At 59.7% G+C, this 17,283-nt stretch carries 33 protein-coding genes and 1 tRNA gene; 1 reads left to right on the top strand and 33 read right to left on the bottom strand.

What is annotated here, in order from left to right; genetic code table 11:
• Positions 1–14: 14 nt before the first annotated feature.
• A tRNA-Met gene (locus tag ACYVG8_RS15060) sits at positions 15–91 on the bottom strand.
• Positions 92–161: 70 nt separating this feature from the next.
• Positions 162–1,316: a class I SAM-dependent methyltransferase gene (locus ACYVG8_RS15055; RefSeq protein ID WP_460746188.1), complete on the bottom strand. Its 1,155-nt coding sequence runs from the start codon at positions 1,314–1,316 to the stop codon at positions 162–164.
• A gap of 84 nt (positions 1,317–1,400) precedes the next feature.
• Here ACYVG8_RS15055 and ACYVG8_RS15050 point away from each other — a divergent pair, with 84 nt between their 5' ends.
• Positions 1,401–2,147, top strand: a complete 747-nt coding sequence (locus tag ACYVG8_RS15050; protein ID WP_460746187.1) for a pteridine reductase — start codon at positions 1,401–1,403, stop codon at positions 2,145–2,147.
• Positions 2,148–2,183: 36 nt separating this feature from the next.
• Here ACYVG8_RS15050 and ACYVG8_RS15045 read toward each other — a convergent pair whose 3' ends face one another.
• The 31 genes from ACYVG8_RS15045 to ACYVG8_RS14895 all read right to left on the bottom strand — a co-directional run.
• Positions 2,184–2,945: a basic amino acid ABC transporter substrate-binding protein gene (locus ACYVG8_RS15045; protein WP_107888848.1), complete on the bottom strand. Its 762-nt coding sequence runs from the start codon at positions 2,943–2,945 to the stop codon at positions 2,184–2,186.
• A gap of 163 nt (positions 2,946–3,108) precedes the next feature.
• Positions 3,109–3,504 (bottom strand): 50S ribosomal protein L17, encoded by a 396-nt coding sequence (rplQ, locus tag ACYVG8_RS15040; protein ID WP_028500440.1) that lies wholly within the window; start codon positions 3,502–3,504, stop codon positions 3,109–3,111.
• Between the two features lie 30 nt (positions 3,505–3,534).
• Positions 3,535–4,518, bottom strand: a complete 984-nt coding sequence (locus tag ACYVG8_RS15035; protein ID WP_028500439.1) for a DNA-directed RNA polymerase subunit alpha — start codon at positions 4,516–4,518, stop codon at positions 3,535–3,537.
• A 22-nt stretch (positions 4,519–4,540) separates the two neighbouring features.
• Positions 4,541–5,161 (bottom strand): 30S ribosomal protein S4, encoded by a 621-nt coding sequence (rpsD, locus tag ACYVG8_RS15030; RefSeq protein WP_028500438.1) that lies wholly within the window; start codon positions 5,159–5,161, stop codon positions 4,541–4,543.
• 20 nt (positions 5,162–5,181) lie between these two features.
• Entirely contained in the window at positions 5,182–5,574 is a 393-nt protein-coding gene (gene rpsK, locus ACYVG8_RS15025; RefSeq protein ID WP_028500437.1) for a 30S ribosomal protein S11, read from the bottom strand.
• Positions 5,575–5,589: 15 nt separating this feature from the next.
• Positions 5,590–5,952 carry a 30S ribosomal protein S13 gene (rpsM, locus tag ACYVG8_RS15020; RefSeq protein ID WP_028500436.1) on the bottom strand — a complete coding sequence of 121 codons (363 nt, stop codon included), beginning with the start codon at positions 5,950–5,952 and terminating at the stop codon, positions 5,590–5,592.
• A gap of 59 nt (positions 5,953–6,011) precedes the next feature.
• Positions 6,012–6,125: a 50S ribosomal protein L36 gene (gene rpmJ / locus ACYVG8_RS15015; protein ID WP_084300338.1), complete on the bottom strand. Its 114-nt coding sequence runs from the start codon at positions 6,123–6,125 to the stop codon at positions 6,012–6,014.
• A gap of 29 nt (positions 6,126–6,154) precedes the next feature.
• Positions 6,155–6,373 carry a translation initiation factor IF-1 gene (infA, locus tag ACYVG8_RS15010; protein ID WP_028500435.1) on the bottom strand — a complete coding sequence of 73 codons (219 nt, stop codon included), beginning with the start codon at positions 6,371–6,373 and terminating at the stop codon, positions 6,155–6,157.
• Between the two features lie 18 nt (positions 6,374–6,391).
• Positions 6,392–7,714: a preprotein translocase subunit SecY gene (gene secY / locus ACYVG8_RS15005; RefSeq protein ID WP_028500434.1), complete on the bottom strand. Its 1,323-nt coding sequence runs from the start codon at positions 7,712–7,714 to the stop codon at positions 6,392–6,394.
• An 18-nt stretch (positions 7,715–7,732) separates the two neighbouring features.
• On the bottom strand, positions 7,733–8,167 hold the full coding sequence (gene rplO / locus ACYVG8_RS15000; protein WP_028500433.1) for a 50S ribosomal protein L15: 435 nt from the start codon (positions 8,165–8,167) through the stop codon (positions 7,733–7,735).
• 1 nt (position 8,168) lies between these two features.
• Entirely contained in the window at positions 8,169–8,354 is a 186-nt protein-coding gene (rpmD, locus tag ACYVG8_RS14995; protein WP_028500432.1) for a 50S ribosomal protein L30, read from the bottom strand.
• Positions 8,351–8,866: a 30S ribosomal protein S5 gene (rpsE, locus tag ACYVG8_RS14990; protein ID WP_028500431.1), complete on the bottom strand. Its 516-nt coding sequence runs from the start codon at positions 8,864–8,866 to the stop codon at positions 8,351–8,353. The genes rpmD and rpsE overlap by 4 nt, the downstream gene beginning before the upstream one ends.
• 13 nt (positions 8,867–8,879) lie before the next feature.
• Positions 8,880–9,233 (bottom strand): 50S ribosomal protein L18, encoded by a 354-nt coding sequence (gene rplR / locus ACYVG8_RS14985; RefSeq protein ID WP_028500430.1) that lies wholly within the window; start codon positions 9,231–9,233, stop codon positions 8,880–8,882.
• Positions 9,234–9,246: 13 nt separating this feature from the next.
• A complete protein-coding gene (rplF, locus tag ACYVG8_RS14980) occupies positions 9,247–9,780 on the bottom strand; it encodes a 50S ribosomal protein L6 (protein ID WP_028500429.1) in 534 nt (177 codons plus the stop codon).
• 13 nt (positions 9,781–9,793) lie between these two features.
• Entirely contained in the window at positions 9,794–10,189 is a 396-nt protein-coding gene (rpsH, locus tag ACYVG8_RS14975) for a 30S ribosomal protein S8 (RefSeq protein ID WP_028500428.1), read from the bottom strand.
• A gap of 14 nt (positions 10,190–10,203) precedes the next feature.
• A complete protein-coding gene (gene rpsN, locus ACYVG8_RS14970) occupies positions 10,204–10,509 on the bottom strand; it encodes a 30S ribosomal protein S14 (RefSeq protein WP_028500427.1) in 306 nt (101 codons plus the stop codon).
• A gap of 4 nt (positions 10,510–10,513) precedes the next feature.
• On the bottom strand, positions 10,514–11,056 hold the full coding sequence (gene rplE, locus ACYVG8_RS14965; protein ID WP_028500426.1) for a 50S ribosomal protein L5: 543 nt from the start codon (positions 11,054–11,056) through the stop codon (positions 10,514–10,516).
• 9 nt (positions 11,057–11,065) lie between these two features.
• Positions 11,066–11,386 (bottom strand): 50S ribosomal protein L24, encoded by a 321-nt coding sequence (rplX, locus tag ACYVG8_RS14960; RefSeq protein WP_028500425.1) that lies wholly within the window; start codon positions 11,384–11,386, stop codon positions 11,066–11,068.
• Positions 11,387–11,398: 12 nt separating this feature from the next.
• Positions 11,399–11,767 (bottom strand): 50S ribosomal protein L14, encoded by a 369-nt coding sequence (gene rplN, locus ACYVG8_RS14955; protein WP_028500424.1) that lies wholly within the window; start codon positions 11,765–11,767, stop codon positions 11,399–11,401.
• A 181-nt stretch (positions 11,768–11,948) separates the two neighbouring features.
• The gene (rpsQ, locus tag ACYVG8_RS14950; protein WP_028500423.1) at positions 11,949–12,215 is read right to left on the bottom strand and encodes a 30S ribosomal protein S17; all 267 of its coding nucleotides are present in this window, start codon (positions 12,213–12,215) and stop codon (positions 11,949–11,951) included.
• Position 12,216: 1 nt separating this feature from the next.
• Positions 12,217–12,405, bottom strand: a complete 189-nt coding sequence (rpmC, locus tag ACYVG8_RS14945) for a 50S ribosomal protein L29 (RefSeq protein ID WP_028500422.1) — start codon at positions 12,403–12,405, stop codon at positions 12,217–12,219.
• A complete protein-coding gene (gene rplP / locus ACYVG8_RS14940; protein WP_028500421.1) occupies positions 12,406–12,822 on the bottom strand; it encodes a 50S ribosomal protein L16 in 417 nt (138 codons plus the stop codon).
• Positions 12,806–13,507 (bottom strand): 30S ribosomal protein S3, encoded by a 702-nt coding sequence (gene rpsC, locus ACYVG8_RS14935; RefSeq protein WP_028500420.1) that lies wholly within the window; start codon positions 13,505–13,507, stop codon positions 12,806–12,808. The genes rplP and rpsC overlap by 17 nt, the downstream gene beginning before the upstream one ends.
• Positions 13,508–13,517: 10 nt before the next feature.
• A complete protein-coding gene (rplV, locus tag ACYVG8_RS14930; protein WP_028500419.1) occupies positions 13,518–13,847 on the bottom strand; it encodes a 50S ribosomal protein L22 in 330 nt (109 codons plus the stop codon).
• 9 nt (positions 13,848–13,856) lie between these two features.
• Positions 13,857–14,132: a 30S ribosomal protein S19 gene (gene rpsS / locus ACYVG8_RS14925; protein WP_028500418.1), complete on the bottom strand. Its 276-nt coding sequence runs from the start codon at positions 14,130–14,132 to the stop codon at positions 13,857–13,859.
• A 13-nt stretch (positions 14,133–14,145) separates the two neighbouring features.
• Complete coding sequence (gene rplB / locus ACYVG8_RS14920; protein ID WP_028500417.1) at positions 14,146–14,973, bottom strand: 50S ribosomal protein L2; 828 nt, start codon at positions 14,971–14,973, stop codon at positions 14,146–14,148.
• A 10-nt stretch (positions 14,974–14,983) separates the two neighbouring features.
• On the bottom strand, positions 14,984–15,280 hold the full coding sequence (gene rplW, locus ACYVG8_RS14915) for a 50S ribosomal protein L23 (protein ID WP_028500416.1): 297 nt from the start codon (positions 15,278–15,280) through the stop codon (positions 14,984–14,986).
• Positions 15,277–15,897, bottom strand: coding sequence for a 50S ribosomal protein L4 (gene rplD / locus ACYVG8_RS14910; protein WP_028500415.1), 621 nt, complete (start codon positions 15,895–15,897; stop codon positions 15,277–15,279). Before rplD ends, rplW begins: the two co-directional genes overlap by 4 nt.
• Positions 15,897–16,541 carry a 50S ribosomal protein L3 gene (gene rplC / locus ACYVG8_RS14905; protein WP_028500414.1) on the bottom strand — a complete coding sequence of 215 codons (645 nt, stop codon included), beginning with the start codon at positions 16,539–16,541 and terminating at the stop codon, positions 15,897–15,899. The genes rplD and rplC overlap by 1 nt, the downstream gene beginning before the upstream one ends.
• A 193-nt stretch (positions 16,542–16,734) precedes the next feature.
• On the bottom strand, positions 16,735–17,046 hold the full coding sequence (gene rpsJ, locus ACYVG8_RS14900; RefSeq protein ID WP_028500413.1) for a 30S ribosomal protein S10: 312 nt from the start codon (positions 17,044–17,046) through the stop codon (positions 16,735–16,737).
• A 15-nt stretch (positions 17,047–17,061) separates the two neighbouring features.
• Positions 17,062–17,283, bottom strand: a 222-nt coding sequence (locus ACYVG8_RS14895) for an EF-Tu C-terminal domain-related protein (RefSeq protein WP_460746182.1), incomplete at its 5' end; no start/stop codon positions are given.

Genomic DNA, 17,283 nt, shown 5'->3' with positions numbered 1-17,283 from the left:
CCCCTTGATAATACTGGTGGCGAATCAGGGACTCGAACCCCGGACCTGCGGATTATGATTCCGTCGCTCTAACCGACTGAGCTAATTCGCCGTTCTCTCGCTTGAGAGAGCCCGAATCTTAAAGAGGGGCTGGCAGGCTGTCAAGCCCCTACCTGCATCTTTTACAGATTGCGGCGACGATCACCAACCGCGAAGCCGCGCCAGCCGGCATCCAGTCCCCGGCTGAAACCGATGACCTTGAACAGTTCCCCCATCTCGGCCGGCGACAGCAGCTTCTGCACGGCGGTCGATTGGGGCAGGTAGTTCGCGATGTCTTCCGGGTCCAGCCGCCCCAGCAACTGGGCAATGCCGCAGTTCATCAGGAACATCGCCTGCGAGGTATAGCCGGCAAGGTCGAGTCCGGCATCGAGCCCGGCCTGGGCGATGGCGGTGAAATCAACGTGGCAGGTGATGTCGGTCAGCCCCGGCCAGCTGAACGGGTCCGGGTGGGTATGGTGGCGGTAATGGCACATCAGCGTGCCGGCACGGCGTTGCGGATGATAGAACTCGCTTTCCGGGAAGCCGTAGTCGAGCAGCAGCACCGCACCGCGTTCCAGTCGTTCACCAAGCGTACGCACAAAGGCCGATGCCGCCAGCGGCAGCTCGGACAGGTATTCGGCGCCCGGCGCCAGTGCCTCGGCGCGTGCCAGCGCCTCACCATCGGCCAGTGGCCGGTCCTGCCAGTCAAAGCCGTCGCCGGCACGGATGACGCCGCGCTGCAGCGGGGTACCCTGCGCATCCCAGTGGATCAGCTCGCACGGCATGGCGTCGAGCACCTCGTTGCCGATCAGCACGCCATCCATGCGCGCCGGCAGCGCCTCCAGCCATTCGACCCGGGACAGCAGGTGTGGCGCGGCCTGTTCGATGCGTTCGCGCTGACGGGCCGCCAGTTCGCCGGAGACTTCGATGATCCGGTAGTGCTGCGGCAATGCCTGGTCCGCTTCCAGCGCCAGCAGCAGGTCGGCAGCCAGCCGGCCGCTGCCGGCGCCGAATTCGTACAGGTCGCCGCCGGTCAGCGGCAGCAGATCGGCAATCTGCTGCGCCAGTGCAGCGGCAAAGAACGGCGAAATTTCCGGTGCGGTGACAAAGTCGCCGTCAGCCCCGAACTTGCGGCTGCCGCCCGTGTAATATCCGGTCCCCGGTGCATACAGTGCCAGGTCCATGTAACGGGAGAACGGCAGCCAGCCGTCATTGATGTCGATTTCCTGCTGGATGCGCCGGACCAGTCCGGCGCTGGCGGCGACCGCATCGCGGTCTGGTTGTGGCAGTGTGTGCATTGTGTGTGGCTATGACAGAATGGAGCAATTCTGCGGCAAAACAGGATTCGCCGGTAGCGGAGAACAGACTTGATGGAGGGAGGCATGGATCAGCTCGGCAAAACGGTACTGATCACGGGCGCGGCCAGACGCGTCGGCGCGGGCATTGCCCGCGGGCTGCACGCGCGTGGCGCCAGTGTCATGCTGCATTACCGCGGTGCAGAAGACGCCGCCCGGACACTGGCCTCGGAGCTGAACCGGCAGCGCACCGGTTCGGCCGCCACGGTCCATGCCGACCTGCTCGACATTCCGGCGTTGCCGGCGTTGATCGAGGCGACGCTGTCTGCCTTCGGCAGGCTCGACGGGCTGGTCAACAACGCCTCCAGCTTCTTTCCGACCCCGATCGGCCAGATCGACGAAGCCGCCTGGGACGACCTGATCGGCAGCAATCTGAAAGCACCGCTGTTTCTTGCCCAGGCTGCCGCCCCGGCACTCACTGCAAGCCGCGGTGCGCTGGTCGGGCTGATCGACATCCATGTCGACCGGCCAATGACCGCCCATGCGGTCTACACCGCCGCCAAGGCCGGCCACGCGGCCACACTGCGTGCGCTGGCGCGCGATCTGGCGCCACATGTCCGCGTGAACGGCGTATCGCCCGGCGTCAATCTGTGGCCGGAGGGCGACAGCGTGTTCGATCAGGACGAGCGCCGCCGCATTGAAGCAACCATTCCGCTGGCCCGTATCGGCACGCCGGACGATATCGCCCGGGCAGTGGGCTTCCTGCTGTTCGACGCCAGCTATGTGACCGGTCAGATACTGGCGGTCGATGGCGGTCGCAGCGTGGTGCTGTAAAGACATCGCCTCCTTGCGGAGGCGATGCAGTTCAGATCAGGACTTGCGACCGAAGTACTTCTCGTACAGCTTGTCGTAAGTGCCGTCCTGCTTGACCTTGGCAATGCCGGCGTTCAGCTTGGCCAGCAGCGCACTGTCACCCTTGCGCACGGCCATCCCGTAGTACTCCTTGTCGAAGTCGGCGCCGCGCACGGTGGTGAAGCCCTTGTCGGAGTTGTTCTTCACGTAGTTGGCCACCACGCCGTTGTCGCCGATCGCGGCATCGACGCCACCGCTTTCGACTTCCTTCAGCACCAGCGGCAGGCTTTCGAAGCGCTTGGTGTTCGGGCTGTTGGCGCCGAACAGCTTCTGCGCGACGGCATCGGCAGTGGTGCCGGTGGTCACGGCGATTTTCTTGCCCTGCAGGTCTTCAACCCTGGAGATGCTCTGACCACTGGTCACCAGAATCAGTTGCTCGGCCTCGAAGTACGGTTCGGAGAAGTCCATGTTCTCCTTGCGCTTGTCGGTAATGGTCACGGCCGAGGTCAGCAGGTCATTGTCGCCATTTTCCAGCGACGCGAAGATGCCTTCCCACGGCGTGTTGTTGAACTGGACCTTGATTCCCGCAGCGTCAGCCACGGCCTGGGTCAGGTCAATCTCGAAGCCGACCAGCTTGCCGGATGCGTCGACCGATTCAAACGGGGCAAAGGCGGCGTTCATGCCGACCTTGTAGACCTTCTCGGTCGGTGCGGCGGCGGCATCGGTGGCGGGGGCTTCGCTTTTGCCTCCGCAGGCGGCCAGTACGGCGGTCGTCATCATTGCTATCAGGATCCGGTGCAGCTTCACGTCAAACTCCTTGTATTTCTTTGAATGTGTCAGCCCCTGTGAGGGGCCGTGCGCAAGGTTACGCGAAGTTCGCACCGGCGCCAAAACGTAAAAAAGCCAACCCGAGGGTTGGCTTTTCCATGAACGGCTTACGCAATCAAGCAGCAGCTTGCTCTTCAGCAACAGCGTCCACTTCCGGGCGGTCCACCAGTTCGACCAGCGCCAGCGGCGCGTTATCGCCTTGACGGAAGCCGTACTTCAGGATGCGGAGGTAGCCACCATTACGGTTGGCATAGCGCGGGCCGAGAATGTCGAACAGCTTGACGACAATTTCGCGATCGCGCGTGCGGTCGAAGGCCAGACGACGGTTGGCCAGCGACGACTGCTTGCCGAGGGTGATCAGCGGCTCTGCTACGCGACGCAGTTCCTTTGCCTTCGGCAGCGTGGTCACGATAGCTTCGTGACGCAGCAGCGAGTTGGCCAGGTTGCGCAGCATGGCGAGACGATGGCTCGACGTGCGGTTGAGTTTGCGATTGGCTAGACGGTGACGCATTGTAGAGTCCTTTAACTGTGACCGAGGGCCTTAGGGCTTCTCGAGACCAGCCGGCGGCCAGTTTTCCAGCTTCATCCCCAACGTGAGACCCTTGGAAGCCAACACTTCCTTGATCTCGTTGAGCGACTTGCGGCCGAGGTTCGGCGTCTTCAGAAGCTCGGTTTCGGTACGCTGAATCAGGTCGCCGATGTAATAGATGTTTTCCGCCTTCAGGCAATTGGCCGAACGAACGGTCAATTCGAGATCGTCAACCGGACGCAACAGGATCGGATCGACCTGCGGCGCACGTTCTTCGATCACTTCGACGGTAGTGCCTTGGAGATCGGCGAAAATCGAGAGTTGATCGATCAGGATACGGGCGGCAGAACGCACAGCCTCTTCCGGTTCGACAACACCATTGGTCTCGATATCCAGCACCAGACGGTCAAGGTCAGTACGCTGCTCAACGCGGGCGCTTTCAACAGCAAAGCTGACGCGGCGAACCGGGCTGAAGGACGCATCCAGCAGAATCGTACCGATTTGCCGGTTGTCATCCTGCTTGATCCGAACCGGAGCCGGCTGATAGCCACGGCCCTTCTCGACCTTGATCTCCATGTCGATCTTGCCGCCAGCTGCCAGGTTGCAGATGACGTGGTCGGGGTTCACCACCTCGACGTCGTGCGGCAAATCGATATCGCTGGCCAGAACCGGGCCCTCGCCCTCTTTCTTGAGAGCAAGCAGAACCGACTCACGACCATGCAGTTTCAACACCACACCTTTAAGGTTCAGGAGGATGTCTACGACATCTTCCCGAACCCCGTCCAGTGCGGAGTACTCATGCAAAACGCCAGCGATAGACACTTCGGTCGGAGCGAAGCCGGGCATCGACGACAGCAGAATGCGGCGCAGGGCGTTACCGAGCGTATAGGCGTACCCACGCTCGAACGGCTCCATGGCCACACGCGCTTGCGAGGCCGAGACCGGCTGCACGTCAATCAGACGCGGCTTGAGAAATTCCGAAGCGCTGTTTTGCATAGTGGTTCCTTTTGGCTAGCGATTACTTGGAGTAGAACTCGACCACAAGTTGCTCGTTGATATCGCTAGACAGTTCGGAGCGCTCCGGTGCGTTCTTGAACGTACCTTCCAGTTTCTTGGAATCGACCGTCAGCCAGCCCGGGAAACCAATCTGTTCAGCGAGCGCGACCGCTTCGGCGATACGAGCCTGTTTCCGGGCCTTTTCGCGAACGGCAACGACGTCACCCGTCTTGACCTGGAACGAAGCGATGTTCACCACCTGGCCGTTGACCGTGATGGCCTTGTGGCTGACCAGCTGACGTGCTTCGGCACGGGTCGAACCGTAGCCCATGCGGTAGACGACGTTGTCCAGACGCGACTCAAGAATCTGGAGCAGGTTTTCGCCAGTCGAGCCCTTGCGGCGCTCGGCTTCAGCGAAGTATTTGCGGAATTGACGCTCCAGAACGCCGTAGATACGACGGATCTTTTGCTTTTCGCGCAGGTGCACACCGTAGTCGGACAGACGCGGCTGTTTAGCACCGTGTTGGCCGGGGCGGCTTTCGAGTTTGCATTTGCTGTCGATCGAACGGCGAGCACTCTTCAGGAAGAGGTCGGTGCCTTCACGACGAGCCAGTTTACATTTCGGACCAGTATAACGTGCCATGATTTCTCACATTCTCCCAATTAGATCCGGCGCTTCTTGGGCGGACGGCAGCCATTGTGCGGAATCGGCGTCACGTCAGTGATGCTGGTGATTTTAAAGCCAAGTGCGTTCAAAGCGCGTACCGACGAGTCGCGGCCCGGGCCAGGGCCCTTGATGCGAACTTCGAGGTTCTTGACACCGTATTCTTGGGCAACTTTACCAGCTGCTTCCGCTGCGACCTGCGCTGCGAAAGGCGTACTCTTGCGCGACCCCTTAAAACCAGCACCGCCCGAGGTAGCCCAAGACAGTGCATTCCCTTGGCGATCGGTGATGGTAATGATGGTGTTATTAAAGGACGCGTGAACGTGAACGATCCCTTCGGAAACGCTCTTCTTCACTTTTTTGCGTACGCGGACTGTGTTTGCTTTAGCCATTGTCAATCCTTAGATTTACTTCTTGCCGGCGATAGGCTTGCGCGGGCCCTTGCGCGTACGCGCATTGGTCCTGGTGCGCTGGCCGCGGCACGGCAACCCACGGCGATGACGGAAGCCGCGGTAGCAGCCTAGGTCCATCAAACGCTTGATGCTCATGGTGACTTCACGGCGCAGGTCACCTTCTACGGTGAACTTCGCGATTTCGTCACGCAGTTTTTCCATTTCCGCATCAGTCAGATCCTTGACCTTGGTGCTGGTCACGACACCGGTCGCCGCGCAGATGTTCTTAGCGCGGGTTGCACCGATACCGTAGATTGCCTGCAGGCCAACCCAGATATGCTGATGGTTAGGAATGTTTACCCCTGCAATACGGGCCATACATTTACCCCAAACTCGAAAAGTTGCTGATGTTACACGCAAAAAGCGCTGGCTTCAAATCAGCCTTGCTTTTGCTTGTGACGCGGGTCCGTGCAGATCACTCGCACCACACCGTGGCGGCGGATGATCTTGCAGTTGCGGCAGATCTTCTTGACCGAAGGCTGAACTCGCATGTTTTTCCTTTCAGATTCACTACGCGCCCTTACTTGGCGCGGAACACGATGCGTGCACGGGACAGGTCGTACGGCGTCAACTCCACCGTGACCCGGTCACCGGGCAGGATGCGGATGTAGTGCATCCGCATCTTGCCGGAGACATGTCCCAAGACAATATGACCGTTTTCCAGCTTGACCCGGAAAGTTGCATTCGGGAGGTTTTCAAGCACCTCCCCCTGCATCTGGATCGTATCTTCTTTCGACATGACTTCCCGGCCAACCCATCAACGCGACAGGAGACCGCCGTTCTTGAAGTTGGCCTTCTTGAGCAGGCTTTCGTACTGATGCGACAGCATGTACGACTGCACCTGCGCCATGAAGTCCATGGTCACGACGACGATGATCAACAGGGACGTGCCACCGAAGTAGAACGGTACATTCCACTTGAGGATCAGGAACTCCGGCATCAGGCACACCAGGGCGATGTAGATCGCACCGATGAGCGTCAGGCGGAGAATGATCTTCTCGATGTACCGGGAGGTCTGCTCACCCGGGCGGATGCCAGGGATGAACGCCCCACTCTTCTTCAGGTTGTCGGCCGTTTCCTTCGGGTTGAACACCAACGCCGTGTAGAAGTAGCAGAAGAAAATGATGGCTGCGGCGTACAGCAACACATAGATCGGTTGTCCCGGATGCAATGCGTTACCGATATTCTTCAGCCAACCCAGACCTTCGGTGTTGCCAAACCAGCCCACCACCGTAGCGGGGAACAGGATGATGCTCGACGCGAAGATCGGCGGAATCACACCGGCCATGTTGAGCTTGAGCGGCATGTGCGTGCTCTGGCCCTGCATGACGCGGCTGCCGACCTGGCGCTTCGCATAGTTCACCAGCACCTTGCGCTGACCGCGCTCGACGAATACGACGAGACACGTCACCGCCACCACGCCAACGAACAGCGCGATCACCAGCAGGATCGGAAGGCTGCCCTGGCTCGCCAGGGTCAGGGTCTTGCCGATCGCCGACGGCACGCCGGCGGCGATACCGGCGCAAATCAGCATCGAGATGCCGTTGCCGATACCACGTTCAGTGATCTGTTCGCCCAGCCACATCAGGAACATCGTCCCGGTGACCAGGGTCACGACCGTCGTCAGGTAAAACTCGAACTGCGAGCTCAGCACCAGGTTAGGCTGCTTGAACAGCATGACCGCGATGCCGAACGACTGGAAGGTCGCGAGCACCACAGTCGCGTAGCGCGTGTACTGAGTGATCTTGCGTCGTCCCTGTTCGCCTTCCTTCTTCAGCTGCTTGAGGCTCGGAATGACTTCGCCTGCCAGCTGCAGAATGATGGATGCCGAGATGTACGGCATGATGCCGATGGCAAATACCGTAAACCGGGACAGGGCCCCGCCCGAGAACATGTTGAACATGTCGAGGAGGCCCGTCTGCGACGACTGGAACAACTTCGCTAGTTCGGCCGGATTGATCCCGGGGACCGGGATATGCGCGCCAATGCGGTAGACGATCAGGGCGCCGATCAGGAACAGGATGCGACGCTTCAAATCGCCGAACTTGCTGGCGTTAGCCGCTAGAGAAGGAGTAGCCACGGATTGTCGTGCCTTTCGTTACTCGACGAACTTGCCGCCGGCGGCTTCGATCGCAGCCTTGGCGCCTGCAGTGGCAGCAATGCCACGCAGCGTCAGTGCACGATCGATCTTGCCGGCGAGAATCACCTTGGCCGCCTTGGCACCGGTCTTCACCAGGCCGGCTTGCGCCAGCGCCAGGAAGTCGATGTCATCGACCGGCAGACGATTCAGGTCGTCGAGACGAATTTCGACCGTCAGGCCCTTCGTCAGCGACTTGAAACCACGCTTCGGCAGGCGACGTTGCAGCGGCATTTGACCGCCTTCGAAGCCGACCTTGTGGAAGCCGCCCGAACGGGACTTCTGGCCCTTGTGACCGCGACCAGCGGTCTTGCCCAGGCCCGAGCCGATGCCACGGCCCACGCGACGCTTGGCGTGCTTGGCACCTTCGGCAGGTTTGATGGTGTTCAGAAACATCTTAACCCTCGCATTTAACCAGGTAGCAGATCTTGTTGATCATGCCGCGGTTTTCGGGGGTGTCGAGCACTTCGACGGTCTGGTTGATCTTCTTGAGACCCAGGCCGCGCGCGCAGGCACGGTGGGCTTCGATACGACCGATCAGGCTCTTCACCAGGGTGACTTTGACGGTTTTCTTGTCGCTCATTCTTCAATCCCCAGAATCTGGGCGACGGTCTTGCCACGCTTGGAGGCAATGTCGGCCGGGGTGTTGATCTTCGAGAGACCGTCCAGCGTGGCGCGAACGACGTTGTACGGGTTCGTCGAACCGTGCACCTTTGCGGACACGTTGTGGACGCCCATCGCATCGAACACTTCACGCATGGCGCCGCCCGCCTTCACGCCCGAGCCTTCCGGCGCCGGTTGCATGAACACGGTGGTCGCGCCGTGCTGACCGATAACGGCGTGCTGCAGGGTGCCGTTCTTCAGCGGGATCTTGACCATCGTGCGGCGAGCCTGGTCCATGGCCTTTTGCACGGCGACCGGAACTTCCTTCGCCTTGCCCTTGCCCATGCCGATGCTGCCATCGCCGTCACCAACCACGGTGAGTGCCGAGAAAGCCATGATACGGCCACCCTTCACCACCTTGGTCACGCGGTTCACACCGATCATTTTCTCGGTGAGACCGTCGCCACGCTCTTCAATATCGTGCTTAGCCATTGTCTACTCCAAATCAGAATACGAGGCCGTTTTCACGCGCGGCATCAGCCAGCGCCTTGATACGACCGTGGTATTGAAAACCGGAGCGGTCGAAGGCGACTTTGTCGATACCGGCAGCCTTCGCCTTTTCGGCGATCCGTTTGCCAATCAAGGTTGCAGCCGCAGCATTGCCACCGTTGGCCAGTTCCTTGCGGACTTCGGCTTCCAGCGTCGAAGCCGTAGCCAGGACCTTGCCGCCAGTCTCATCAATGATCTGGGCGTAGATATGGCAGTTGGTGCGATGCACAGAGAGACGCACCATCTTGAGCTCCGCAATCCGTGCACGGGTTTTGCGTGCGCGGCGGAGTCGAGTTTGTTTCTTATCCATGACTGAGCCTCAATTATTTCTTCTTGGTTTCTTTCAAAACCACGCGCTCGTCCGCATAGCGGACGCCCTTGCCCTTGTACGGCTCCGGGGCACGGTAAGCGCGGATTTCGGCAGCAACCTGGCCGACCTGTTGCTTGTCGACACCCTTAAGGATGACTTCGGTCTGCGACGGGGTTTCCACCTTGACGCCTTCCGGCATCTTGTGGGCGACCGGGTGCGAGAAACCAAGCGTGAGGTTCAGCGTGTCGCCAGCGGCCTGGGCACGATAGCCCACGCCAACCAGTTGCAGCTTGCGTTCGAAGCCCTTGGACACGCCGGTTGCCGCATTGGCAGCCAGAGCGCGCAGGGTGCCGGACATAGCACGCGAGAACTTGCTTTCATTTTTGGCAGCGAACTTCAGGGCGCCTTCTTCAAGACGCACATCGACTTCGCTGTTCAGCGCCAGGGCCAGTTGGCCGAGCGAACCCTTGATAACGAGTTCGTCAGCGGTGAACTTGGCTTCGACGCCAGCCGGCAGGACTACCGGATTCTTAGCTACGCGAGACATTAGTTCACCCCCATTACGCCACGATGCACAGGAGCTCACCGCCGATGCCGGCCGCACGGGCCTTGCGATCGGTCATGACACCCTTCGAAGTCGAAACGATCGAAATACCCAGACCGTTCATGACCTTCGGAATGTCTCCGGTGCTCTTGTAGATACGCAGGCCAGGGCGCGAAACGCGTTCAATGCGTTCGATGACCGGGCGGCCGGCGTAATACTTCAGTTGAATGTCGAGGACCGGTTTCTTTTCCTCACCGGCCACCGAGAATTCCTCGATGTAACCCTCATCCTTCAGCACTGCAGCGATGGCCAGCTTCAGCTTCGAAGACGGCATCGTCACGGTCGCTTTGGCAGCGCGCTGGGCGTTGCGGATGCGAGTCAGCATATCGGAGATCGGATCATGCATGCTCATAGTCGATATCCCTCTTACCAGCTCGCTTTGACAATACCCGGAATCTCGCCACGCATTGCGATTTCACGCAGTTTGTTGCGGGCCAGACCGAATTTGCGGAACACGCCACGCGGACGTCCGGTGATGGCGCAGCGATTACGCTGGCGAACCGGGCTGGCGTTGCGCGGCAGTTGTTGCAGCTGCAGGCGGGCTGCGTAGCGCTCTTCATCGGAGAGGCTCGCATTGTTGATGATGGCGAGCAGCTTTTCGCGCTTGGCAGCGAACTTCGCTGCCAGCTTGACGCGCTTCTCTTCGCGGTTGATCAGTGCAAGTTTTGCCATGTGCTTAACCCTTGAACGGGAACTTGAACGCTGCCAGCAGGGCGCGGGCTTCCTCGTCGGTCTTCGCGGTCGTGGTGACAGTAATGTTCATGCCACGCAGCGCGTCGATCTTGTCGTATTCGACTTCCGGGAAGATGATCTGCTCGCGAACGCCCATGTTGTAGTTGCCACGGCCGTCAAACGACTTGCCGTTGATACCACGGAAGTCACGAACGCGCGGCAGCGCGATGGTCACCAGGCGGTCAAGGAATTCGAACATGCGTTCGCGACGCAGCGTGACCTTGCAACCGACCGGGTAGCCTTCGCGGATCTTGAAACCGGCGATCGACTTGCGGGCGTTGGTCACGACCGGTTTTTGACCCGAGATTTTCTGCAGGTCGCCAACGGCGAAATCCATCACTTTTTTATCAGCAACCGCTTCACCGACACCCATGTTCAGGGTGATTTTTTCGATGCGCGGCACTTCCATCACGGACTTGTAGCCGAACTGCTTGACCAGCTCAGGCACAACCGTGGTCTTGTAGAACTCTTGCAAACGGGCTGCCATGATTGCTCCTTACGCGCCGATCACTTCGCCGTTCGACTTGAACACGCGAACCTTGCGACCGTCTTCCAGGGTCTTGAAACCGACACGGTCGGCCTTCTTGGAAGTCGGGTTGAAGATGGCGACGTTCGATACGTCGATCGACATGGTCTTGTCCACGATACCGCCAGGAACACCCTTCACCGGATTCGGCTTCTGATGCTTCTTGACGACATTCACGCCCTCGACCAGGAGGCGGCCTTCAACCGGGAGCACGCGCAAAACTGCGCCACGCTTGCCCTTGTCTTTGCCGGTGATGACGACGACTTCGTCGCCTTTACGAATTTTGTGCATTGAGCCTTCTCCTTACAGCACTTCCGGCGCGAGCGAGACGATCTTCATGAATCGCTCGGTACGCAGCTCGCGTGTCACCGGCCCGAAGATGCGGGTGCCGATCGGCTCAAGCTTGGTGTTCAGCAGAACGGCGGCATTGCCATCGAACTTGATGAGCGAACCGTCCGGACGACGAACGCCCTTGGCAGTACGCACAACAACGGCGTTGTAGACATCACCCTTCTTGACACGGCCTCGCGGCGCAGCATCTTTGATGCTCACCTTGATGATGTCGCCAACAGAAGCGTAGCGACGCTTGGAGCCACCGAGCACCTTGATGCACATCACTTTGCGCGCACCGGTGTTGTCAGCGACCTCCAAGATGGTCTGCATTTGAATCATCGGATTTTCCTTTTTTCGAACTTAACCCGCCATTTCGCCACAGCAATCATGACGAAACGCCGCACAATGGCTTGTGCGGCGCACGGACGGCCAGTTTTCGAGCCCGGAGGGCATTTCCACCTGGGTAGGTGGCGAAAGAAATCGCATTATACGGAAGGGTTTCCCCTTCCGCAACAGCGATTTACACCTGGCGTGCTTTCTCGACCAGAGAAGCCACTTTCCACGTCTTGGTCTTCGAGTACGGACGGCATTCCGTGATGGTCACGGTGTCGCCGGCGCCGAACTCGTTGTTCTCGTCGTGGGCGTGGTACTTCTTGGAGAGTCGGATCACTTTGCCGTAGATGGGGTGCTTGACCTTGCGCTCAACCAGCACAACCACGGTCTTGTCCATCTTGTCACTGACGATCTTGCCGGTCAGCGTACGGACGACTTTGTTGGTTTCGGTCATGTCAAGCTGCCTTCTCGTGCAAAGCGGTGCGAACGCGCGCGATATCGCGGCGCACCTTTTTCAGTTCGCTGGTCTTGCTCAGCTGCTGCGTAGCAAGCTGCATACGCAGGCCAAACTGCGCCTTCAACAGGCTCAGCAGTTCGGTCTTGAGCTCGTCAGCAGACTTGGCTCTCAGTTCGGACGCTTTCATTTATTGACCTACCTGTCTCACAACGAAAGTGGTCGGGATCGGCAGCTTCGCAGCAGCCAGCCGGAACGCTTCGCGCGCCAGTTCCTCGTTCACACCTTCCATTTCGTACAGCACCTTGCCCGGCTGGATTTCGGCAACCCAATACTCGACGCTACCCTTGCCGTTACCCATACGGACTTCGGCCGGCTTCTTCGAGATCGGTTTGTCCGGGAACACCCGGATCCAGATGCGGCCGCCACGCTTGATGTGGCGGGTCATGGCGCGACGGGCGGCTTCGATCTGGCGAGCGGTCAGACGACCACGCCCAGTGGCCTTCAGGCCGAAGTCGCCGAAGCTGATCTTGTTACCGCGGGTTGCCAGGCCGGTGTTGCGGCCCTTCTGCATCTTGCGGTACTTGAGTCTAGTTGGCTGCAGCATTGCGTCCGCCCTTTCTCATCTTCTTTTCCGGCTGGGTCGGCTCGGCCGACACTTGACCCGGCTTGAGGTCGCCCTTGTACACCCACACCTTGATGCCGATGACACCGTAGGTGGTGTGCGCTTCGCTGGTCGCGTAATCAACGTCTGCACGCAGGGTATGCAACGGCACGCGGCCTTCGCGATACCACTCGGTGCGAGCGATTTCGATACCGTTCAGGCGGCCCGACGACATGATCTTGATGCCCAGGGCACCCAGACGCATCGCGTTCTGCATCGCGCGCTTCATGGCACGACGGAACATCACGCGCTTTTCGAGCTGCGAGGCGATACCGTCGGCGATGATTTGCGAGTCGATTTCCGGCTTGCGAACTTCTTCGATGTTCACGTGAACCGGAACGCCCATGCGGCGCTGGAGTTCCTGCTTCAGCAGCTCGATGTCTTCACCCTTCTTGCCAATCACCACGCCCGGACGGGCGGTGTGAATGGTAATGCGGGCGCTTTTGGCCGGACGCTCGATGATGATGCGGCTCACCGAAGCGCTCTTCAGCTTGCCCTTCAGGAAGTCACGAACATCGATGTCTTCCTTCAGCATGCCAGCGAAGTTCTGGCTGCTTGCATACCATTTGGAAGACCAGTTGCGGGTCAACACCAAGCGGAAACCGCGTGGATCAATTTTCTGTCCCATGATCTACCCCTTAGTTACCCACGACGAGCGTGATGTGGCAGGTTTGCTTTTCAATGCGGTTGCCACGACCCTTCGCGCGTGCAGAGAAGCGCTTCAGGCTCGGGCCCTTGTCCACATAGACGGTAGCAACCTTCAGGGTGTCGATGTCGGCGCCTTCGTTGTGCTCAGCGTTGGCGATAGCCGACTCGAGCACCTTCTTCATCAGACCGGCGCTTTTCTTCGGCGTGTAGGTCAGGATGTTGATGGCTTGCTCGACGGACTTGCCACGAATCAGATCGGCCACAAGGCGAGCCTTTTGAGCCGAAACGCGGGCGTTATTCAGTACAGCGGATACTTTCATCGCGTCACCTTACCGTTTCGCCTTCTTGTCGGCCGCGTGGCCCTTGAAGGTACGAGTCAGCGAGAACTCGCCGAGCTTGTGCCCCACCATGTTTTCCGACACATAGACCGGCACGTGGGTGCGGCCATTGTGAACGGCGATGGTCAGACCGACGAAGTCCGGCAGAATGGTCGAGCGACGCGACCAGGTCTTGATCGGGCGCTTGTCGTTCGAAGCACGCGCAGCATCCACCTTCTTGATGAGATGCATGTCGACGAACGGGCCCTTTTTAATGGAACGTGCCATATTCAGCTACCCTTTATTTCGAATGACGACGGCGCACAATCATGTTGTCGGTGCGCTTGTTATTGCGAGTGCGGAAGCCCTTGGCAGGCGTACCCCACGGGCTAACAGGCACACGGCCTTCGCCAGTACGGCCTTCACCACCACCGTGCGGGTGATCCACCGGGTTCATCGCCACACCGCGAACGGTCGGGCGGATACCACGCCAGCGGGTCGCACCGGCCTTGCCGAGCTTGCGCAGGCCATGCTCTTCATTGCCCACTTCGCCGATGGTCGCGCGGCAGTCGATGTGCACCTTGCGGATTTCACCGGAGCGCAGACGCAGCTGGGCGTACGAACCTTCGCGAGCCAGCAGTTGCACCGAAGCACCAGCCGAACGTGCCAGTTGAGCGCCCTTGCCCGGTTGCATTTCGATGCAATGGACCGTGGTACCCACCGGGATGTTGCGGATCGGCAGGCAGTTGCCGGCCTTGATCGGGGCTTCAGCACCGTTCAGCAGCTCGGCGCCAACCTTCACGCCCTTCGGCGCAATGATGTAGCGGCGTTCGCCGTCGGCGTAGCACAGCAGCGCGATGTGAGCGGTGCGGTTCGGGTCGTATTCGATCCGTTCGACGCGGCCCACGATACCGTCCTTGTTGCGACGGAAGTCCATCACGCGGTAGTGATGCTTGTGACCACCGCCCTTGTGACGGGTCGTGATGTGACCGTTGTTGTTACGACCGGCATTCTGCTTCTGCTTTTCGAGCAGCGGTGCATACGGCGCACCCTTGTGCAGATCCGGCGAGACGACCTTGACGACGGCACGGCGGCCAGCGGAGGTCGGTTTAACTTTTACGAGTGCCATGGTTATCCCCTTACTCCGCAGCGGTCAGATCGATTTCCTGACCGGCAGCGAGGCACACATAAGCCTTCTTCCAGTCGCCGCGACGACCGATATTGCGGCCGAAGCGCTTGACCTTGCCCTTGACGTTCAGCATTTGCACACCGTCAACCTTGACGTTGAACAGCAGTTCGACGGCAGCCTTGACTTCCGGCTTGGTCGCATCGCTGGTCACCTTGAACACCACTTGCTGGTGCTTGTCGGCCACGAGCGTGCTCTTCTCGGAAACCACAGGGGCCAGGATGACTTGCATCAGACGTTCTTGATTCATGCCCACTGCTCCTCGAGTTGCTTCACGGCGTCGCGAGTCATCACAACTTTGTCGAAGCGAACCAGGCTGTACGGATCGGCCTGAGCGGCTTCGATCACCAGCACGTTCGGCAGGTTGCGCGACGACAGGTACAGGTTTTCGTCCAGTTCCTTGGTGATGACCAGGGCGCGTTCCAGGCCCAGCGTCTTCACCTTGGCAGCGAATTCCTTGGTCTTCGGGCTGTCAACCTTGATTTCGTCAATGATGATCAGACGTTCGCTGCGCACCAGTTCCGACAGGATGGCGGCAACGCCCGCGCGGTACATCTTGCGGTTGACCTTGTGGCTGAAGTTTTCGTCCGGGCTGTTCGGGAAAACCTTGCCACCGCCACGCCACAACGGGCTGGCTGCGCGACCCGAACGAGCGCGACCGGTGCCCTTTTGGCGCCACGGCTTGCGAGTCGACTTGTTGACTTCGCTGCGATCCTTCTGGGCGCGGTTACCGGAACGGGCGTTCGCCAGGAAGGCGGTCACGATCTGGTGGACCAGCGCTTCGTTGTACTCACGGCCGAACAGGGCGTCCGACGCAACCAGACCTTCAACGGCCTGACCTTGCTGATTGATTACTTTCAGTTCCATCACGCACCTGCCTTCACTGCCGGACGCACGACGACGTCGTTACCCTTGGCACCCGGGACAGCGCCCTTGACCAGAAGCAGGTGACGTTCGGTATCGATACGGACGATTTCGAGACTCTGCACGGTGCGCTTGACGTTGCCGTACTGGCCGGCCATGCGCTTGCCCGGGAAGACCCGACCCGGATCCTGGGCTTGACCGATCGAACCCGGCGCGCGGGTGGTCACGGAGTTACCATGGGATTCACGGTTGGAAGAGAAGTTGTGACGCTTGATCACGCCGGAGAAGCCTTTACCCTGGCTGGTACCGGTCACATCGACCAGTTGACCGACCTGGAAAACTTCAACGGTCAGGCTGTCGCCGACCTTCAGCTCGGAGAGCTTGGCTGCGTCGAGGGCGAATTCCTTCTTGCCACGACCGGCTTCAACGCCGGCCTTGGCGAAGTGACCGGCTTCCGGCTTGGAAACGCGATTCGCCTTCTTCGAGCCGTAGGTCACCTGAACGGCGGTGTAACCGTCGGTTTCGGCGGTTTTGATTTGCGTGACGCGATTGGCGGACATGTCCAGCACCGTCACCGGGATGGCTGCACCATCCTCGGCAAAGACGCGGGTCATGCCGACTTTGCGACCGACAAGACCTAAACTCATCGTTATTTCCTTCAAGAGGTGGCGGTTACGATTGACCGCCAATAACAAAACGGGCTCACCAAATGGTGAGCCCGCGAATCTAACACAGATTTTTCAATAACTGCAAGCACTTATCGCAGTAGTTTGTCTGCGCGCTAGCGGATCGCTCCGCCACACAGGCCCGCACGCCGTGCGGGCCACGCTATTGCTTGTATTACTGCAGCTTGATTTCGACGTCCACGCCAGCCGGGAGGTCCAGCTTCATCAGCGCGTCAACGGTCTTGTCCGTCGGATCGACGATGTCCATCAGGCGCAGGTGCGTACGGATTTCGAACTGGTCGCGCGACGTCTTGTTGACGTGCGGCGAACGCAGAACGTCGTAACGTTCGATCTTGGTCGGCAGCGGGACCGGACCCTTGACGACGGCGCCGGTACGCTTGGCGGTGTCAACGATTTCCTGGGCCGAGCGGTCGATCAGGTTGTAATCGAAAGCCTTGAGGCGGATACGGATCTTCTGGTTTTGCATTTGTCCGGGCTCCGATTACTTGATGATCTTGGCAACGACGCCGGCGCCGACGGTACGACCACCTTCACGGATGGCGAAACGCAGGCCGTCTTCCATCGCGATCGGGGCGATCAGCGCGACGGTGATCGCCACGTTGTCACCCGGCATCACCATTTCCACGCCTTCCGGCAGCGTCACCGCACCGGTCACGTCCGTGGTACGGAAGTAGAACTGCGGACGGTAGCCCTGGAAGAACGG

The organism is Microvirgula curvata, from assembly GCF_054781615.1.
This window is presented reverse-complemented; position numbering and strand designations above follow the sequence as displayed.

What these genes read in the sequence shown, in the direction of transcription:
- rpsC (WP_028500420.1), bottom strand. Translation starts at nt 13,507, where the DNA reads ATGGGACAGAAAATTGATCCACGCGGTTTCCGCTTGGTGTTGACCCGC.
- ACYVG8_RS15035 (WP_028500439.1), bottom strand. Translation starts at nt 4,518, where the DNA reads ATGCAAAACAGCGCTTCGGAATTTCTCAAGCCGCGTCTGATTGACGTG.
- rplC (WP_028500414.1), bottom strand. Translation starts at nt 16,541, where the DNA reads ATGAGTTTAGGTCTTGTCGGTCGCAAAGTCGGCATGACCCGCGTCTTT.
- rplV (WP_028500419.1), bottom strand. Translation starts at nt 13,847, where the DNA reads ATGAAAGTATCCGCTGTACTGAATAACGCCCGCGTTTCGGCTCAAAAG.
- rplO (WP_028500433.1), bottom strand. Translation starts at nt 8,167, where the DNA reads ATGTTTCTGAACACCATCAAACCTGCCGAAGGTGCCAAGCACGCCAAG.
- infA (WP_028500435.1), bottom strand. Translation starts at nt 6,373, where the DNA reads ATGTCGAAAGAAGATACGATCCAGATGCAGGGGGAGGTGCTTGAAAAC.
- rpsH (WP_028500428.1), bottom strand. Translation starts at nt 10,189, where the DNA reads ATGAGCATGCATGATCCGATCTCCGATATGCTGACTCGCATCCGCAAC.
- rplR (WP_028500430.1), bottom strand. Translation starts at nt 9,233, where the DNA reads ATGGATAAGAAACAAACTCGACTCCGCCGCGCACGCAAAACCCGTGCA.
- rpmD (WP_028500432.1), bottom strand. Translation starts at nt 8,354, where the DNA reads ATGAGCGACAAGAAAACCGTCAAAGTCACCCTGGTGAAGAGCCTGATC.
- rpmJ (WP_084300338.1), bottom strand. Translation starts at nt 6,125, where the DNA reads ATGCGAGTTCAGCCTTCGGTCAAGAAGATCTGCCGCAACTGCAAGATC.
- rplE (WP_028500426.1), bottom strand. Translation starts at nt 11,056, where the DNA reads ATGGCAGCCCGTTTGCAAGAGTTCTACAAGACCACGGTTGTGCCTGAG.
- rplP (WP_028500421.1), bottom strand. Translation starts at nt 12,822, where the DNA reads ATGCTGCAGCCAACTAGACTCAAGTACCGCAAGATGCAGAAGGGCCGC.
- rpsE (WP_028500431.1), bottom strand. Translation starts at nt 8,866, where the DNA reads ATGGCTAAGCACGATATTGAAGAGCGTGGCGACGGTCTCACCGAGAAA.
- rplB (WP_028500417.1), bottom strand. Translation starts at nt 14,973, where the DNA reads ATGGCACTCGTAAAAGTTAAACCGACCTCCGCTGGCCGCCGTGCCGTC.
- rpsN (WP_028500427.1), bottom strand. Translation starts at nt 10,509, where the DNA reads ATGGCAAAACTTGCACTGATCAACCGCGAAGAGAAGCGCGTCAAGCTG.
- rplX (WP_028500425.1), bottom strand. Translation starts at nt 11,386, where the DNA reads ATGCACAAAATTCGTAAAGGCGACGAAGTCGTCGTCATCACCGGCAAA.
- rpsK (WP_028500437.1), bottom strand. Translation starts at nt 5,574, where the DNA reads ATGGCTAAAGCAAACACAGTCCGCGTACGCAAAAAAGTGAAGAAGAGC.
- ACYVG8_RS15055 (WP_460746188.1), bottom strand. Translation starts at nt 1,316, where the DNA reads ATGCACACACTGCCACAACCAGACCGCGATGCGGTCGCCGCCAGCGCC.
- rplF (WP_028500429.1), bottom strand. Translation starts at nt 9,780, where the DNA reads ATGTCTCGCGTAGCTAAGAATCCGGTAGTCCTGCCGGCTGGCGTCGAA.
- rpsJ (WP_028500413.1), bottom strand. Translation starts at nt 17,046, where the DNA reads ATGCAAAACCAGAAGATCCGTATCCGCCTCAAGGCTTTCGATTACAAC.
- rplW (WP_028500416.1), bottom strand. Translation starts at nt 15,280, where the DNA reads ATGAATCAAGAACGTCTGATGCAAGTCATCCTGGCCCCTGTGGTTTCC.
- rpsS (WP_028500418.1), bottom strand. Translation starts at nt 14,132, where the DNA reads ATGGCACGTTCCATTAAAAAGGGCCCGTTCGTCGACATGCATCTCATC.
- rpsD (WP_028500438.1), bottom strand. Translation starts at nt 5,161, where the DNA reads ATGGCACGTTATACTGGTCCGAAATGTAAACTGGCTCGTCGTGAAGGC.
- rplQ (WP_028500440.1), bottom strand. Translation starts at nt 3,504, where the DNA reads ATGCGTCACCGTCTAGCCAATCGCAAACTCAACCGCACGTCGAGCCAT.
- rpsQ (WP_028500423.1), bottom strand. Translation starts at nt 12,215, where the DNA reads ATGACCGAAACCAACAAAGTCGTCCGTACGCTGACCGGCAAGATCGTC.
- rplD (WP_028500415.1), bottom strand. Translation starts at nt 15,897, where the DNA reads ATGGAACTGAAAGTAATCAATCAGCAAGGTCAGGCCGTTGAAGGTCTG.
- rpmC (WP_028500422.1), bottom strand. Translation starts at nt 12,405, where the DNA reads ATGAAAGCGTCCGAACTGAGAGCCAAGTCTGCTGACGAGCTCAAGACC.
- rpsM (WP_028500436.1), bottom strand. Translation starts at nt 5,952, where the DNA reads ATGGCCCGTATTGCAGGGGTAAACATTCCTAACCATCAGCATATCTGG.
- rplN (WP_028500424.1), bottom strand. Translation starts at nt 11,767, where the DNA reads ATGATTCAAATGCAGACCATCTTGGAGGTCGCTGACAACACCGGTGCG.
- ACYVG8_RS15050 (WP_460746187.1), top strand. Translation starts at nt 1,401, where the DNA reads ATGGATCAGCTCGGCAAAACGGTACTGATCACGGGCGCGGCCAGACGC.
- ACYVG8_RS15045 (WP_107888848.1), bottom strand. Translation starts at nt 2,945, where the DNA reads ATGATGACGACCGCCGTACTGGCCGCCTGCGGAGGCAAAAGCGAAGCC.